Annotated in this window: 15 protein-coding genes; 7 read left to right on the top strand and 8 right to left on the bottom strand. The window is 68.8% G+C overall.

The window, feature by feature from the left end; all coding sequences use genetic code 11:
• Positions 1-266: 266 nt before the first annotated feature.
• The 8 genes from WI697_RS14285 to WI697_RS14250 form a co-directional block, all read right to left on the bottom strand.
• The gene (locus WI697_RS14285) at positions 267-1,658 is read right to left on the bottom strand and encodes an amidase (protein ID WP_345958919.1); all 1,392 of its coding nucleotides are present in this window, start codon (positions 1,656-1,658) and stop codon (positions 267-269) included.
• Positions 1,659-1,822: 164 nt separating this feature from the next.
• A complete protein-coding gene (locus tag WI697_RS14280; protein WP_345958918.1) occupies positions 1,823-2,569 on the bottom strand; it encodes an SDR family NAD(P)-dependent oxidoreductase in 747 nt (248 codons plus the stop codon).
• 33 nt (positions 2,570-2,602) lie between these two features.
• On the bottom strand, positions 2,603-3,358 hold the full coding sequence (locus WI697_RS14275) for an SDR family NAD(P)-dependent oxidoreductase (RefSeq protein WP_345958917.1): 756 nt from the start codon (positions 3,356-3,358) through the stop codon (positions 2,603-2,605).
• Entirely contained in the window at positions 3,355-4,176 is an 822-nt protein-coding gene (locus WI697_RS14270) for a polysaccharide deacetylase family protein (protein ID WP_345958916.1), read from the bottom strand. The genes WI697_RS14275 and WI697_RS14270 overlap by 4 nt, the downstream gene beginning before the upstream one ends.
• A 218-nt stretch (positions 4,177-4,394) precedes the next feature.
• A complete protein-coding gene (locus tag WI697_RS14265; protein ID WP_014746357.1) occupies positions 4,395-5,180 on the bottom strand; it encodes an ABC transporter permease in 786 nt (261 codons plus the stop codon).
• The gene (locus WI697_RS14260; RefSeq protein ID WP_014746358.1) at positions 5,177-6,031 is read right to left on the bottom strand and encodes an ABC transporter permease; all 855 of its coding nucleotides are present in this window, start codon (positions 6,029-6,031) and stop codon (positions 5,177-5,179) included. Before WI697_RS14260 ends, WI697_RS14265 begins: the two co-directional genes overlap by 4 nt.
• Positions 6,028-7,107: an ABC transporter ATP-binding protein gene (locus WI697_RS14255; protein ID WP_345958915.1), complete on the bottom strand. Its 1,080-nt coding sequence runs from the start codon at positions 7,105-7,107 to the stop codon at positions 6,028-6,030. Before WI697_RS14255 ends, WI697_RS14260 begins: the two co-directional genes overlap by 4 nt.
• Positions 7,108-7,395: 288 nt before the next feature.
• Positions 7,396-8,457 (bottom strand): ABC transporter substrate-binding protein, encoded by a 1,062-nt coding sequence (locus WI697_RS14250; protein ID WP_062768710.1) that lies wholly within the window; start codon positions 8,455-8,457, stop codon positions 7,396-7,398.
• A 242-nt stretch (positions 8,458-8,699) separates the two neighbouring features.
• Between WI697_RS14250 and WI697_RS14245 the strand changes: the two genes are divergently transcribed.
• The 7 genes from WI697_RS14245 to WI697_RS14215 all read left to right on the top strand — a co-directional run bounded on the left by WI697_RS14245 (position 8,700) and on the right by WI697_RS14215 (position 16,542).
• Positions 8,700-9,290 (top strand): MarR family winged helix-turn-helix transcriptional regulator, encoded by a 591-nt coding sequence (locus WI697_RS14245; protein ID WP_062768707.1) that lies wholly within the window; start codon positions 8,700-8,702, stop codon positions 9,288-9,290.
• Between the two features lie 167 nt (positions 9,291-9,457).
• Positions 9,458-11,056 carry an ABC transporter substrate-binding protein gene (locus tag WI697_RS14240; protein WP_345958914.1) on the top strand — a complete coding sequence of 533 codons (1,599 nt, stop codon included), beginning with the start codon at positions 9,458-9,460 and terminating at the stop codon, positions 11,054-11,056.
• 198 nt (positions 11,057-11,254) lie between these two features.
• Positions 11,255-12,232, top strand: coding sequence for an ABC transporter permease (locus tag WI697_RS14235; RefSeq protein WP_062768701.1), 978 nt, complete (start codon positions 11,255-11,257; stop codon positions 12,230-12,232).
• 4 nt (positions 12,233-12,236) lie between these two features.
• Positions 12,237-13,076 carry an ABC transporter permease gene (locus WI697_RS14230; RefSeq protein ID WP_197465280.1) on the top strand — a complete coding sequence of 280 codons (840 nt, stop codon included), beginning with the start codon at positions 12,237-12,239 and terminating at the stop codon, positions 13,074-13,076.
• Positions 13,073-14,740, top strand: a complete 1,668-nt coding sequence (locus WI697_RS14225) for an ABC transporter ATP-binding protein (RefSeq protein ID WP_345958913.1) — start codon at positions 13,073-13,075, stop codon at positions 14,738-14,740. The genes WI697_RS14230 and WI697_RS14225 overlap by 4 nt, the downstream gene beginning before the upstream one ends.
• Positions 14,741-14,744: 4 nt before the next feature.
• Positions 14,745-16,022: a 3-isopropylmalate dehydratase large subunit gene (locus WI697_RS14220; RefSeq protein ID WP_345958912.1), complete on the top strand. Its 1,278-nt coding sequence runs from the start codon at positions 14,745-14,747 to the stop codon at positions 16,020-16,022.
• Positions 16,012-16,542: a 3-isopropylmalate dehydratase small subunit gene (locus tag WI697_RS14215; RefSeq protein ID WP_345958911.1), complete on the top strand. Its 531-nt coding sequence runs from the start codon at positions 16,012-16,014 to the stop codon at positions 16,540-16,542. Before WI697_RS14220 ends, WI697_RS14215 begins: the two co-directional genes overlap by 11 nt.
• The last annotated feature ends 24 nt before the right edge of the window (positions 16,543-16,566 follow it).

Genomic DNA, 16,566 nt, shown 5'->3' with positions numbered 1-16,566 from the left:
TCAGGTCATGGCTGACTGGGCGCGTGATATGACCGGTGCGCCAGGTATTTCTTGTTCATTCGGATGGAGGCCTACCTGGATCCCGGCCTTCGCCGGGATGACTGTGGAGAGTTTGTGCACTTATTTTACAGGGTGGAGTCTGACGTTTTCAGGCAAGCGGATGATATTTGCGGGCGGAGCGAAATCCGGAGGTCTGGAGGCCCTGCCTCCGGGCGGGTCCAGGGCGGCAGCCCTGGTCTTGCGGAGCCGGGGCGCCGGTCTGTCCGTCAGCCGAGCGCCGACTCTACCAGTCCGGCGATGTCCAGGATGTAGCGGTCGTCGTGCCAGCGGCCGATGATCTGGAGCGCGAGGGGCAGGCCGTCATCGGGGGTGGTGCCGCAGGGCATGGAGAGGGCCGGGTGGCCGGTGAGGTTGAGGGGGAAGGTGTAGGGGTACCAGGCGCCGCGGATGGTGCCGGCGGGTTCGCCGGCGATGGTGACGATGCCGTTGGGGTCCTGGTCGACCGGCAGCGGCGGTGCCGTCAGGGTGGGGGAGATGATGACGTCGGCGCGGGCGAGTTCGGCCTGGAGGCGACCGAAGAGCGCGGTGCGGGCGGCGGCGGCGGCGGAGAGGTCGACGGCCGAGTGGGTGAGGCCTTTCTCGATGGTCATCACCAGCGAGGGGTCAAGCTGGTCGCGGAAGCGGGCGAGCTCAGGGCCGACGCGGGCGGCGAGGCCGGATTGCAGGATGACCAGGAAGTGGCGCTCTTCCGCGGCGAAATCGATCTCGATCTCGTGGACGCGGGCGCCGGCCTCGATCATGCGGGCGATGGCGGCGTCGGTGGCGGTGAGCACGCGCGGATCGACCCGGGTGCCGCAGCTGCGCAGATAGGCGACCCGCAGGCCATCGAGCGTGGTGGCGCGGCGTTCGGGCGGCAGGGCACCCTGGCCCCAGGGGTCGCGGGTATCGAAGCCCTGGATGGCATCGAACAGCAAAACGGTGTCGGCGACGTCGCGCGCCATGGGGCCGACGAAGGAATTGGCGGCGATCAGGTCGGGCAGTTGCAGATGCGGGATGCGGCCGAGGGTGGCCTTCAGGCCGACGATGCCGCAGCAGGCGGCCGGGATGCGGATCGAGCCGCCGCCATCGGTGCCGAGCGCGATCGGCCCCATGCCGGCCGCGACCGCGACCGCGGCGCCGGCGCTGGAGGCGCCGCAGGTGACCTTCGGGTCGATCGGGTTCAGGGTGCGGCCGAAGATCGGCGCGTCGGCGGCCTGTTTGTGGCCGAATTCGGGGGTGGTGGTCTTGCCGACCAGCACCGCGCCGGCGGCGCGGGCGCGGGCGACGGCGACGGCGTCTTCGGCGGGCACGAAATCGCGGAAGATGGCCGAACCCATGGTGGTGCGCACCCCCCGGGTCAGCGTCAGATCCTTGACCGAATAGGGCACGCCCAGCAGCGGCGGCAGGGTGTCGGGATCTTCGGCCGCCCGCACGCGATCATCGGCGGCGCGGGCCTCGGCGCGGGCCTCGTCGGCGCAGACGGTGATGAAGGCGTTGAGGTCCGCACGGTCTTCGATCCGGGCGAGCACCGCCTCGGTCGCCTCCACCGCCGAGACCTCGCGGCGGCGGATCAGACGGGCAAGATCGCGGGCGGAGAGGCCGGTGATGTCGGTGGTCATGGGGGCGGTCCTCGTGTTCGGCTCATCGAAGAAGAAAGGTGGATCCCCGCCTGCGCGGGGATGACATCATCTTCTTTCAAAACAATATGTTATTGTCATTCCCGCGGAGGCGGGAATCCACCTTCGACCGGAGACGGCGGCGCCGGACGGCATACCTCGCCGGGTCAGATCATCCAGCGGCCGCCATCGATCAGCAGGGTCTGGCCGGTGACGTAGCGGGCATCGTCGCTGGCGAGGAAGGCGACCACGCCGGCGACGTCTTCGGGCACGCCCACGAAGCCTGCCGGGGTCTGGGCCTTGATCCGGTCCACCACATCGGGCGTCAGCCGGTCGTGGGCGCGGGTGGCGATGGCGCCGGGGGCGACGGCATTGACGGTGATGCCGAGGCCGGCATTCTCGCGCGCCAGGGCGCGGGTGAAGCCGATCACGCCCATCTTGGCGGCGGCATAGTCGACGATGCCGGCATCGCCGGCGAAGGCGCCGTCGCTCGACATGTTGATGATCCGGCCAGTGCCGCGGCTGCGCATTTCCGGCAACACCAGCCGGGTCATGCGGAGCGTGGTCATCAGGCTGATTTCCATCACGAAGCGCCAGGTGCCCTCTTCCGAGGCATGGAAGGGGCCGGCACGCTCGCGGGCGCTCTGGCCGACATTGTTGAACAGCACGTCGATCGGGCCGAAGCGGTCGACCGCCTGCATATAGGCGCGGCCGAGCACGGCGGGGTCGGTGCAGTCGCCGGCAACCGCCATCCCGTCAGTGCCGGCGCCATCGAAGACCGCGGCCAGCCCGACATCATCCAGATCGACCCCGACCACGCGCGCCCCCTCGCCCAGGAAGCGCCGGACCGTTGCGGCCCCGATGCCGTTCGCGGCACCGGTGACGATCACCACTCTGCCCGAAAACCGTGCCATGGCCGGCCTCTCTCTGATTGTCCGCGGATCTTGTCAGTGGAAACTGCGCCCGCCATCGACGGCGAGCGCCACGCCGGTGACATAGCCGGCCTCGGGGCCGAGCAGCCAGAGCACGGCCGCGGCGATTTCGTCGGGCGTGCCGATCCGTTCCAGCGCATAGCGGCGGCGGATCGCGGCCAGCGTCGCTTCCGGGTCGGGCGTCGGCTCCCACGAGGTGCGGAAGAGCGGCGTGTCGATGGCGCCGGGGCAGATGGCGTTCACCCGCACGCCCTGATCCGCCAGCTCCATGGCCAGCGATTTGGCGAGCATCACGACACCGGCCTTGGCGGCGCAATAGCTGGCCCGGCCCTTGAGCGGCACGAGCCCGGCGGCCGAGGAGATGAACACCGCCGAGGCAGCCCCCGCGGCCGCCAGATGCGGCAGGGCCGCGCGCATCACCAGCATGGGCGATGTCAGGTTGACGCCGATGCTGCGCGCCCAGGCGGCATCGGTAATCCGGTCCAGCGGTTCCTGATGGTCGATGCCGGCGGCACAGACCACGCCGTCGATGCCGCCCATCTCTGCCGCCGCCGCGGCCACGGCCGCCTCGACATCGGGGGTTTCGGCCACATCGGCCAGGTGGCCGGTGACGCCGGTGATGTCGAGCCGGTCGAGCGCCGCCCGGTCGCGATCGAGCACGGCGGCGCGGCCGCCGCGATCTGCGATCATCCGGGCGGTGGCGAGGCCGATGCCGCTGGCCCCGCCGGTGATCAGAATCCGCCGGCCTTCGAAATCCCGGTTGCGGTTCATGACGCCGCCGCTTCGAGGCCGGGACGCATGGCATCGACCAGGTCGTCACAGCGGCCGATCACCACGCGCGGATGCTTCAGCGCATGTTCGATGATGCCTTCGAGCAGCTTGAGCCGCGAGGGCTGGCCGATCAGCTGGGGGTGCATGCCCAGCATCATCATCCGGTTCTCGGCATAGAGCGTGTCGAATTCGAGCGTCCAGGCTTCGAGCGCCGCCGAGGGCGCCTGGAGGGTGCGGCCGGGCAGGATGATCGAGTACTGGAAGAAGGGCGCATCATCCAGCACCCAGCGGAAGGGCAGCTCGACCAGCTTCGTCTTCTGCCCCTTGTGGCTGTGGATATAGGGGCTGTCGTCGTCGAAGAAGTTCGAGGAATAGTCGAAGCCGTTCTCGACCAGCAGATCCATGGTGATCGGGCTGAACTCGGCGGCGGGCGAGCGCCAGCCGCGCGGCGCCCGGCCGGTCATCCGCCTGATGATCTCGATGCCCTTCTCCATCTCCTCGCGCTCCTGCTCGGGCGTGAGGTTGACGATCCAGGCATGGCTCCAGCTGTGATGGGCGATCTCGTGGCCGCGGGTCAGCAGCGCCTCGACCACCTGGGGGCGCTGCTCCATCACCAGCCCGGGCACGAAGAAAGTCGACTTGATGCCATAGCGGTCGAGCAGGTCGAGGATCCGCCAGATGCCGACCTTCCAGCCATAGGCACCCTGCGACATCAGGATCGGCCGGTTGGCATTGTTCGGATCCCGCGCCGTCCACATGGTCTCGGCATCGAGGTCGAAGGTCAGGAAAAGGGGAAAGCCGTCAGGATGGAAGGACATGGGATGCAGCGTTCCGACTGTAAGGTTTCATCCGTCACCGCGGATGCGCCCGCTTGGGCAGAGGTTGGGCTGAACTCCCAGCCGCCATTGCGGCGGCGGCCAAGGGCGCGGAAGCACCCGCCCGGCGTGGGTTGACCAGGCTCCCAGCCGCCATTGAGGCGGCGGCCAAGGGCGCGGAAGCGCCCGCCCGGCGAGGGACTAAAAAAGACTCCCTCCCCTCACACGAATTTGTGGAAACCGGTGCGGCGTTCGGCGACGAACAGGATCAGCCCGGTCAGCACGATCATGAGGGTGGAGACCGCGGCGACGCTGGGGTCGACGCCGTGTTCGACCGAGGAGAAGATCAGCACCGGCAGGGTCTGCTGGCCGGGGCCGAGCAGGAAGATCGTGACCGGCACGTTGTCGAGGGAGGTGACGAGCGCGAAGAGCGCGCCGGCGATCAGCCCCGGGCGGATCAGCGGCAGGGTGACCAGGCGGAAGGCTTCGAAGCCGGTAGCACCCAGCACCCGCGCCGCCTCGTCGAGCGAGCGGTCGATGCCACCCAGGCTGGAGAGAGCGGCGCGGACGATATAGGGCACGGTGATCACCACATGGGCGGCGATCAGCACGCCGGTGCCGCCATAGAGCCGGAGCAGGCTGACATATTGCAGCAGGGCGACGCCGATCACGACCGAGGGAAAGACCAGCGGCGCCATCAGGAAGGAGGCGATGGCCTCGGACCCCGGCAGGGCCTTGGCATGCAACGCCCAGGCGGCGGCGACGCCCAGCACCAGCGAGATGGTGGTCGAGACCACGGCCAGCAGCAGGCTCAGCCAGATGGCGCTCAGATAATCCGGGTCGCTCAACACCTTGGCGAACCAGCCGAGTGTGAGCCCCTGGGGCGGGATGGTGAGATAGGAGGTGCTGCTGAAGGCGGCCAGCACCGTCACCACCACCGGCAATTGCAGGAAAATCACCACCAGCACGGCGGTGACCGCCACGGCGCGTCCGGGTGCGAGCGTCATGCGAGACCTCCCCAGCGCTTCGCGAGCCGGCCCGAGATCCACACCACCACCAGCGCGGTGACGGTGAGCGCGAAGGCGAGTGCCGACCCGCCCGGCCAGTTCAGAAGCTGCATGTATTCGTCGTAGATGACCGTGGCCAGCACCCGATAGGTGGCACCGCCGAGCATGCGCGGGGTGACCAGGGCGCTGATGGTGAGCACGAAGACCAGGATGGAGCCGGCCAGGATGCCCGAGGCGGTCAGCGGCAGGGTGACCATGAAGAAGGTCCGGATCCGCCCGGCGCCGAGGGTGGCGGCCGCCGCCTCCACATCGCGCGGCACCGCCTGGATGGCGGCCACCAGCATCAGCACCATGAAGGGCAGGTAGATATGGACCAGGCCGATGACCACGCCGGTCATGTTGAACATGAGCTTGAACGGCGTGTCGATCAGGCCGAGATCGATCAGCAGGTTGTTGAGCAGGCCGCGATTGGCGAGCAGCGCGATCCAGCCGAAGGAGCGCACCACCAGGTTCAGCATCATCGGGAAGATCACCGCCAGCGTCAGCGGCACCCGCCAGCGCGCCGGGCCGCGGGCGATCATCAGCGCCAGCGGATAGCCGATGACCAGCGCGATGGCGGTGACCAGCAAACCCAGGCCGAAGGTCCGCCAGACCACCTCGCGGTAATAGTCGTCGGTGACGATCTGGGCGTAGTTGTCGAGGGTCCAGCTGCCGGGGGTGATGCCCATGCCCGGCAGGTATTCGCGGAAACTGGTCGGCAGCATCAGGATGACCGGTGCCAGGAAGCACGCGATCAGCACCAGCATCAGCGGCGAGACCAGCCCCAGCCCGGTGCGGCGGCGCATGATCATGCGGCACCTCCCGCCGGCATCGCAAACACCTGGCCGGGATCGATGGCCAGCCGGACGGCGGCGCCCGGGGCCAGATCGGCGCCGGGGCCGGCGGAAGACGTTTCGGCGATCATCTCCACCCCGCCCGCCAGCTTCACCACATACTGCACCCGGGCGCCGGTGAAGGAGCGGAAGGCGATTTCGCCCGCCACCGCATGCGGGGCATCCGCCTCGGGCGCCAGAAGCCGGATCGCTTCCTGCCGGATGATGATCTCGGCCGCACCGCCTGCCGCGACCTGCGGATCGGCGGCGGCGAGGGTGAGATCGGAGCCGATCCGCACCCGGCCCGCCGGCCCCGCCGTCTCCACCCGGCCCTGAAGCCGGTTGGGCCGGCCGATGAAGCTGGCGACGAAACCATTGGCCGGCCGGGCATAGATCGCCTCGGGCGCATCGAACTGCTGGATCACGCCATGGGCCAGCACGCAGACCCGGTCCGACAGCGACAGGGCCTCGGCCTGATCATGGGTCACGAACAGGCTGGTGATGCCGAGCCGGCCCTGCAGGCGCTTCAGCTCGATCTGCATTTCGTCGCGCAGCTGGGCATCCAGATTGGAGAGCGGTTCGTCGAACAGCATCATCCGCGGCCGCGGCGCCACCGCCCGCGCAATCGCCACCCGCTGCTGCTGCCCGCCCGACATCTGGCGGGGGTAGCGGTCGGCCAGATGGTCGAGCCGGACCAGGGCCAGTGCCTCTTTCACCCGCGCGGCCAGCTCGGCGCCGCGCACGCCCTGTCGCTTCAGGCCGAAGGCGACGTTCTCGGCCACCGTCAGATGCGGGAACAGGGCATAGGACTGGAAGACCAGCCCGATCCGACGCCGGTGCGGCGGCAGGCGGGTGATCTCTTCCTCGCCGGCCAGGATCCGCCCGGCGCTGGGCTCGATCAGCCCGGCGACCATGCGCAGGATCGTGGTCTTGCCGCAGCCCGAGGGCCCGAGCAGCGAGACGAATTCGCCGTCGGCGACGGTGATGGAAACGTCGCGCACCACCTCGGTGTCGCCATAGCGCTTGTGCAGTCGGTCAATCGTCAGCTTGGCCATCGGCGGTGGTCCATCCAGGGCAGTCGGTTTGCGCCTCGATGCCAGAGCTTTCCCGTTCCGGCCGGTCGGCGCAGGCGCGCACCGGCCGGCGGGGCAGCCGGCGAAGAGAACGGTCTGAAGCGAAAAACCTGAAAACAGGGAAGAAACGGCGGCAGGGGGCGCCCGCAAGGGGGGAGACAGGCGTCCGGGGGGCCAGGGAGGGGAGAGCCCCCGTCCCTGCCGCCGTTCAGGACCGCCGCGCCGACCCGAAGGGAGGGGAGGTGTCAGCGCGGCGGTGCATGGGGTGGATCAGCGGGTGACTTCGCGCTGCCAGCGCCGGATCCAGTCGGGCATGTTGCTCGCGACCGTCTGCGGATCGGGGAACCAGAGATTGTCGCGGGCCTCGCCCGTCGGCACGATCTTCGCGACCTTGTCGCTGAGGTCGACCTTCGTGTTCACCGGCCCGGCATATTTCCGCTCGGCAAAGCAGGCCTGCCCCTCGGGCGAGAGCACCACGTCGATGAACTTATGCGCAAGATCGGCATGGGGGGCCCCTTCGGGGATGCTGAGCGTCGGGCGGATGCCGACCGCACCTTCCTTCGGATAGGCGACCGCCACCTTCACACCCTTGTCGGCCGCAGAGCCGACCCGGTCGGGATACCAGGGCGCCATGGCGATCTCGCCGCGCTCGAACAGCGACACGATCTGGTCGGCCTGGGTGTAGAAGGTGACCGCCGACGGCGCCAGTTCCTTCAGCGCGGCGATACCCGGATCGATATTGTCGATCGTGCCGCCATGCATCCGGTTCATCGCCAGCAGGAACTGCATGCCCGAGGTGCCGGTCACGTCGCCCAGCGCGATCTTGCCCTTCCACTTCGGATCGGCGAGATCGGTCCACGAGGTCGGCGGCTCGGGCATCATCTCGGGGTTGTAGGCAAGCGCGGTGGCGCCCAGCATGAACACCACGAAGCGCTTGTTGTCGGGGATGGCGCCCGGGATCAGATCGGCCGCGTTGCCGAGCTTCGCGGTGTCGATCTCGGAGAGCAGCTTTTCATTGGCGAGCTGGGTGGCCAGCGAGTCGTCCATATAGGCGACGTCGAACTGGCTGCGCCCGCCCATGGCGCGGATCGCGGCCGCATGCTGCACGGACGAGCCGACCTTCATGGCGACGGTCGCGCCGGTCGCCTTCTCGAAAGCCGCGATGTGGCAGGTTTTGGTGTCCTCGGCGAAGGAGCCGCCGAAGGTCGCGATCACCAGTTCTTCCGCCGATGCCACGGCCGGTGCCGCAACCGCAACCGCTGCCGTGATGACCGCCGCAGCGGTGCCTGCCGTCATCCGCCGCCGCGCGCGGTCGGTGCGTTCGATCGCCATATCCCGTGTTCTCCCAGCCTGTGACCCGGCCATCGGGCCGGTGCCCGCCCATGGGGGCGCTTTTGTTCGTGGTGCCGGTTCGTGGTGCCGGCGGGGCGTCTTCGCAGCCTCTCCCCGCCGCGATGCGTTCCCTGGATTGCAAGCCTAGGTCTCTTCCGATTATCTTTCAAGAAAGAAACTTGTGAGATATCGCCGTCCGGGCCACGATGTGGCGACGCCACTGTCAGGAGCAGCACCCGCCGATGCAGACCGATCCGGCCCCGGCCCCCACCACCGACGAAACCGCCATTGACCAGCCCGCCACCGACACGGCGCCGGGCGATCCGGCCGATTTCGACACCGTCGGCCGCGGCATGGCCCGCTGGCGACGCGAGCGGCCGGATATCGACAGCTCGGGCAAGGCCGTGGTCGGGCGGATCCTCCGGCTGGAAGGGGTGATCCTGAAGGCGGTGAATGCCACGCTGGCGGCCCATGGGCTGAAATATCCGGCCTATGCCATTCTGGCGACGCTTCGGGTGGAGGGCGCGCCCTACCGGCTGTCGCCGTCACAGCTGCAACAGACCATGCTGTTCTCGTCGGGCGGCATCTCCAACCTGCTGCTGCGGCTGGAAAAGGACGGGCTGATCCGCCGCACTTCAGACCGCAACGACCGGCGCAGCGTGATCGTGGAATTGACCGAGAAGGGTGTGGCGCTGGCCGATGCGGCCATGGCGGACCATGCCGCCACCGAACGCCACCTGATCCGCATGTTTACCCAGGACGAACGCGGCCAGCTGGCCAGCATGCTTGCCCGCATGCTGGCGGTGAATGCGGATGCGCCGGGCTATGTCTGAAAGCCCGGTCATCCCTGCGGTCGGTTGCCTTGGTCATTTCATTGAATGAAATTCATTTTATAAATTGACATGCCTTCCGTTTAACGGAATCCTGCCGGCAGATGTGAAGCCGGCGGGTACCCCATGCCCGGGTACCGACAGGCCGGCCGACGGGAGGACAACCGAAGATGCGGACATTGTGGAAGCGGGCGGCGCTTGGCGCCGCCGCAACGGCCCTGCTCGCCCTCAGCCTGCCGGCGGGGGGTTCGGCCGAAGAGGCACGCAATGGCGGCGTGCTGCGCATGATCGCGCACCCCGAGCCGCCGACCCTGATGCTGGGCCTGAACCAGCAGGGCCCCACCCAGTTCGTGGCCGGCAAGATCTATGAAGGCCTGCTGACCTATGGCCCCGATCTGCAGCCGCGGCCGCATCTGGCCGAAAGCTGGGAGATTTCCGAAGACGGGCTGGTCTACACCTTCCATCTGCGCAGGAACGTGCGCTGGCATGACGGCCAGCCCTTCACCGCAAAGGATGTGGTGTTCTCGGCGACCGACTTCCTGGCCAAGGTCCACCCGCGGGCCCGCGGCCATTTCGGCCGGGCGGAGAAGATCGAGGCGCTGGACGACCACACCGTGCGCATGACCCTGAAGGCGCCCTTCGCGCCCTTCATCATGGGCTTTGAGACCTCGTCGGCGCCGATGATCCCGGCGCATGTCTACGAGGGCACCGACTATCAGACCAACCCGGCCAACCAGACCCCGATCGGCACCGGCCCGTTCAAGCTGGCCGACTGGAAGCGCGGCGCCTTCATCCGGCTGGAACGCAATGCGGATTACTGGCAGGCCGGCAAGCCCGATCTCGACGGGCTGAACTTCGTGATCGTGCCCGATGCGGCCAGCCGCGCGCTCGCCTTCGAAACCGGCGAGGTCGATGTGTTGCGCGGCGGCGATGTCGAGTATTTCGACGTTCAGCGGCTTGCGGCGTCCGACGGTGTCACCGAGACCCGCGCCGGCTATGAGATGCTGTCGCCGACGATGTGGGTGCAGTTCAACCTGCGCAGCGCGCCGATGGACGACGCCCGCTTCCGCCGGGCGGTGATGCATGCGATCGACCGCCAGTTCATCGTCGACAATCTGTGGTTCGGCTTCGCGAAGCCCTCGGCCGGCCCGATCGCCTCGACCACGCCGTTCTACGACGACAAGGCGCTGGTCACCTATGATTACGACCTGAAGAAGGCCGAAGCCCTGCTCGACGAGATGGGGCTGAAGAAGGGCCCCGACGGCGTGCGGACCACCGTCCGCTTCCTGCCGCTGCCCTATGGCGAGACCTATATCCGCCTCGGCGAATATATCCGCCAGCAGCTGGAGCAGATCGGCATCAGGACCCAGACGGTCGCGACCGATCATGCCGGCTGGGCCAAGCGGCTCGGCGACTGGGATTACGATCTCAGCCTCAACCTGCTCTACCAGTATGGCGACCCGTCGCTGGGCGTGGAGCGGGCCTATGTCTCGACCAATCTGGTCAAGGGCTCGCCCTCGGCCAATGTGTCGGGCCTGAACGATCCCGAGGTCGACCGGCTGTTCCGCGAGGCGGCGGTCGCGACCGATCGCGAGACCCGCGCGGCGCTCTTCTCGGATCTTCAGCACCGGATCTCGGAACAGGCCTATTTCGGCTATCTGATCGAGGTGCAGTTCCCGACCCTCTATCGTTCGGGCATCGAGAACCTGGTGACCGGAGCCACCGGGCTGAATGGCGAGATGGAAGACGTGCGCCTGCCGAAGCGCTGAGCCCCGTCCATCTTCCCGCCTTTTCCGCCTTCCTCCCCTCCATCCCCTCCCCGGCGTCCCCCCGCCGGGCCGGGCGGTGGCGCCCTCCCTCTTCAGGCCGCCATCTGTCTCCCCTTGTGGCGATCACTGCCACCGCCCGGATCTCTGTCTTCGCTCCCCCCCCCTTCTCTCCGCCCCACCACAGGAAACCTGCCACCGATGGTCAAGCTCGACCGTGCGGCATCGCGCCTCGTGAAGGCGGTCGCCGTCATCCTCGCCATCGCCTGCATGAATTTCGTGCTGATCCGCATGGCCCCGGGCGATCCGGTCGCGGTCATGGCCGGCGAGGCCGCGATGACCGACCAGGCCTATCTCGACGAGCTGCGCGAGCGATTCGGTCTCGACCGGCCGGTGCACGAACAGCTGCTGGTCTATCTGGGCAATGTCGCGACGCTCGATTTCGGCACCTCCTACCGCCAGGGCCGGCCGGTTGCCGACATCATCCTGGAACGGCTGCCGGCGACGCTGGTGCTGACCATCACCGCCTTCGTGATCTCGCTGGCGCTGGGCATCACCGCCGGGGTGATCGCCGCACGCCGCCCCGGCGGCTGGGTCGATACCGTCGTCTCCACCCTGGCGCTCGCCTTTTATGCGACACCGCTGTTCTGGGTGGGGCTGATGGCGATCCTGCTGTTCTCGCTGGAACTGGGCTGGCTGCCGGCCTTCGGCATGCATGGCGCAACCCCGCCCGCGGGCGGCTTCGCCTATCTGGCCGAGGTCGCGAAACATCTGGTGCTGCCGGCCATGACGCTGGGCCTGTTCTACACCGGCGTCTATGCCCGCCTGACCCGGGCCCAGATGCTGGAGGTGCAGTCGCAGGATTTCGTGCGCACCGCCCGCGCCAAGGGGCTGACGGAGCCCCGGGTGGAACGCGCCCATGTGCTGCGCAACGCCCTGCTGCCGGTGGTGACCATGGCCGGCGTTCAGGCCGGCCATCTGGTCGGCGGCACCATCCTGGTCGAGACGGTCTTCGCCTGGCCCGGCATCGGCCGGCTGGCCTTCAACGCCCTGCTCCAGCGCGACTATTCGGTGCTGCTGGGCGTGTTCCTGGTCACCTCCACCATGGTCGTGGTCATCAATCTTCTGACCGATCTGGTCTACGGCCTGATCGATCCCCGCATCCGTTTCGAGCGTTGAGTCGATGATCGCCTTCTGGACCCGTTTCGCCCGCCACAAGGGGGCCGTGATCGGCCTTGTGGTGCTGGTGGCCCTGGTGGCACTGGCCCTGCTGGCGCCGCTGCTCTTCCCCGGCAGCCCCTGGACCATGGCCGGACGCCCCTTCGCCCCGCCGATGACCGGCGGCTTCCTGCTCGGCTCCGACACGCTGGGCCGCGACCTTGCCGCGGGCATCGCCCATGGCGCCCGCGTCTCGATGCTGATCGGCCTGGTCTCCACCCTGGTGACGGTGGGGGTGGGGGTCGTGATCGGCGCCACCGCCGGCTATTTCGGCGGCCGGGTCGACGATGCGCTGATGCGGCTGACCGAGCTGTTCCAGACCGTCCCCAGCCTGATCTTCGCGGTGGTGCTGGTCGCCATCCTCACCCCTTCCATCGCCTCGACCGTGGCGGCGATCGCGGCCGTCAGCTGGCCGCCGGTGGCCCGCCTGGTCCGGGCGGAATTCCTCAGCCTGCGCGGCCGCGAATTCGTGCTCGCCTCGCGCATGGGCGGGCAGAGCGATCTGGTGATCATCTGCCGCCAGATCCTGCCCAATGCCATGGCGCCGATCATCGTCTCGGCCTCGCTGATGATCGCGACCGCGATCCTGATGGAAAGTGCGATCAGCTTCCTGGGCCTCGGCGATCCCGACCTCATGAGCTGGGGCTATCAGGTCGGCGCCGCCCGCACCGTGATCCGCCAGGCCTGGTGGATGAGCTTCTTCCCCGGAGTCGCCATCGTGCTGACCGTGCTTGCGCTCAACCTCGTCGGCGAAGGCCTGAACGACGCCCTCAACCCGCGCCTGGCGCGCCGGGGGCGGGCATGAGCGGGGCCCTGCTCTCGATCGAGGGCCTGACCATTCCGCTGCCCCAGGGCGCCGACCGCCCGCATGCGATCGAGGATGTCTCCTTCACGATCGGCCGCGGCGAGATCGTCTGCATCGTGGGCGAAAGCGGCTCGGGCAAGTCGATGTCGGCCAGCGCCGTGATGGGCCTGCTGCCCGAAGGCCTGACGCCCTCGGCCGGCCGGGTGGTCTTCGGCGGGCGCGATCTGCTGGGCCTTCCCGCCGCCGAACGCCGGCGGCTGCGCGGCGGCAAGGCCGCGATGATCTTTCAGGAGCCGATGACCGCGCTCAACCCGGTGATGACGGTCGGCGACCAGATCGCCGAGGCGCTGGTCGCCCATGGCATGCGCGACCGCACCGCGATCCGCCGCCGGGTGATCGAGCTGCTGACCCGGGTCGATCTGCCGGAGCCTGAGAAGATCGTGAAGAGCCACCCCTTCCGGCTCTCGGGCGGGCAGCGCCAGCGGGTGATGATCGCGATCGCGCTTGCCAACGAACCCGACCTGCTGATCGCCGACGAACCGACCACGGCGCTCGACGTCACCACCCAGGCCCAGATCCTGGAGCTGATCCGCGAGATCCAGGCCCGCACCGGCATGGGGGTCATGTTCATCACCCATGATTTCGGCGTGGTGGCCGAAATCGCCCATCGGGTGGTGGTGATGTGTGCGGGCCGCGTGGTCGAACAGGGCACGGCGGACGAGGTGCTGAACCGGCCGCGCCATCCCTATACCATCAAGCTGATCGGCGCCGTGCCGCGACTGGAGGCGGCGGCCCCGCCGATCCCCGCCGATGCCCCGGTGGTGCTGGATGTGGCGGGCCTGGAGAAGGTCTATCGGGGCGAGCGCAGCCTGTTCTCGCGCAGATCCGGCCGCGAGGTCCATGCGGCGGATGACGTGACGCTGACCCTCAGGCGCGGCGAGGTGCTGGGCATCGTCGGCGAAAGCGGCTCGGGCAAGTCGACCGTCGGCCGCTGCCTGGTCCGGCTGATCGAGCCCGATGGCGGCCGGGTGATGCTGGACGGCACCGATATGATGGCGCAGGGCGCGCGCGGGCTGAAACAGGCGCGCGGCCGGATGCAGGTGGTCTTCCAGGACCCCTTCGCCTCGCTGAACCCGCGGCGCAAGGTCGGCGACATCATCTGCGAGGCGCCGCTTGCCCATGGCCGGCCGGCGGCCGAGGTGCGCCGGCGCATGTTCGAACTGCTGACGCTGGTCGGCCTGCCCGAGGCCGCGGCCGATCGCTGGCCGCATGAATTCTCGGGCGGCCAGCGCCAGCGGATCGGCATCGCCCGGGCCCTGGCGCTGGATCCGAAGGTGCTGATCGCCGACGAGGCGGTCTCGGCGCTGGATGTTTCGGTTCAGGCCCAGGTCCTGGCGCTGCTCGACGATCTGCGCACCCGGCTCGATCTCGCGATCCTGTTCATCACCCATGACCTGCGCGTGGCGGCCCGCATCTGCCACCGGGTGGCGGTGATGCGCCGCGGCCGCATCGTCGAAGAAGGGCCGACCGCCCGGGTCTTCGAGACCCCGTCCCACGACTATACCCGCGCGCTGCTGGCCGCGATCCCCGGACGGCACTGGACGGCACCCGCCGCCCCGGGCCAGGGCGATATCGCCGGCGCCGCGCTCGCGCAAGGAGGCTGACCCCATGGGCTTCACCATGGCAGAGAAGATCCTCGCCCGCGCATCCGGCCGCGAGACGGTCCGGGCGGGGGAAGAGGTGCAGGCCCGGCCGGATTTCGTCCTCGCCTACGAGTTCCCGGGCTACACCGACCAGTTCTTTAAGATGATGGCCGAGGATTTCGGCCGCGACGCGCTCGATGCGCCCGAACGTTTCGCCATTTTCATCGACCATATGGTCCCCTCCTCGACCCCGGCCGAGGAACAGGTCCATCAGGCGACCCGCGACTGGTGCGCGAAGACGGGTGCCACGCTTTATGAACGCCGCGGCATCGGCCATCAGGTCTGCGTCGAGGAAGGCTATGCCGCCCCGGGCGCCTTCGTGGTGCATTACGACGGCCATGTCTCGCAGATCGGCGCCTATGGCGCGCTGGGCGTCAACCTGCCGCGGCGCACGCTGATCGAAGCGTTCGTGCGCTCGGGCGTCGACATCAAGGTGCCCGAGACGGTGCGGGTCGATCTGACCGGCCATCTGAAGCCGGGCGTGATGGGCCGCGACGTCATCCACCATCTGATCCGCCGCCTGGGGGTGAAGACCTGCCGGTTCGCGGTGCTGGAACTGGGCGGCCCGGCGGTGGCGACGCTCTCCGACGACGCGCTGCAGTCGATCGCCGGCCAGGTGATGTTCCTGGGGGCGCTCTCCTGCCTGGTCGACCTGCCCGACGACCGGCAGGCTGCCTCGGCCGCCCGCGGCCGGATCCGCCTGCCCGATCTGCGCAGCGATGCCGATGCGGTCTATCGCGACCGCATCGCCCTCGACCTCTCGGAACTGGGACCGATCGTGGTGGCGCCGCCCAGCCCGGCCGATACCCGCGATCTGGCGGAATTCGAGGGCCGGCCGGTGCAGGTGGGCTATCTCGGCTCCTGCGCCTCGGGCCGGATCGAGGATCTCAGGGTGGCGGCGAAGCTGCTCGAAGGCCGGCAGATCGCGCCGGGCTTTCAGCTCAACATCGTGCCGACCAGCAATGCGGTGATGGCTCAGGCCGCACGCGAAGGGCTGATCGCCACACTGGTCGAGGCCGGGGCCTTCATCAGCGCCGCCACCTGTGACTTCTGCTATGGCCGCATCGGCACCATGGCGCCGGGGCAGACGGCGGTTTCGACCGGCACGCTGAACGTGCCCGGCCGGATGGGCAGCACCGAGGCCGACATCTTCATCTGCAGCGCCGCCACCGTCGCCGCCTCGGCACTGGAAGGCCGCATCACCGATCCACGCCGCCATCCGGAGTTCGCCGATGCCGTCTGATGCGCAGGACCTGAAGCTGCCGGCCATCCGCGGCCGGGTCGCCTGGGTGTTCGACCAGCCCGATTACGATGTCGACCAGATCGTGGGCGTGAAGAACATCAAGATCCAGGATCTGGATCAGCTGGCGGCGATCGCCATGGCCGATCAGGACCCGGACTTCGCCGCCCGGATCGCGCCGGGCGACGTGTTGGTCGCCGCCGACAATTTCGGCTACGGCCACCCGCATGCGCCGCCGATGCGGGCCATGCGCCATCTGGGCATCGCCGCGGTCATCGCCGAGGGTTTCGCCCCCACCTATTACCGCGGCGAGATGAGCCTGGGCTTCCCGCAGATCGCCTGCCCGGGGGTTCTGGGGCTGGCGCAGCGCGGCGACGAGCTGGAGATCGACTGGGACCGCCACCTGGTCGTCAACCACAGCCGCGGCCGAAGCCTGCCCTTCGAGCCGCCGAGCCCGGCCGAGCGCCGCCTGCTGGCGCTGGGCGGCCATCTGCCCGCCCTCAAGGCCGCCCTTGGCGTCTGATCCCGAACAGGAAGCCCAACGAGG

This window comes from Tistrella mobilis (assembly GCF_039634785.1).
In the GTDB taxonomy this organism is placed as follows: Bacteria; Pseudomonadota; Alphaproteobacteria; order Tistrellales; family Tistrellaceae; genus Tistrella; species Tistrella mobilis.
The sequence above is the reverse complement of the archived record's forward strand: the minus strand, read 5'-3'. Positions and strand labels throughout refer to the sequence as shown.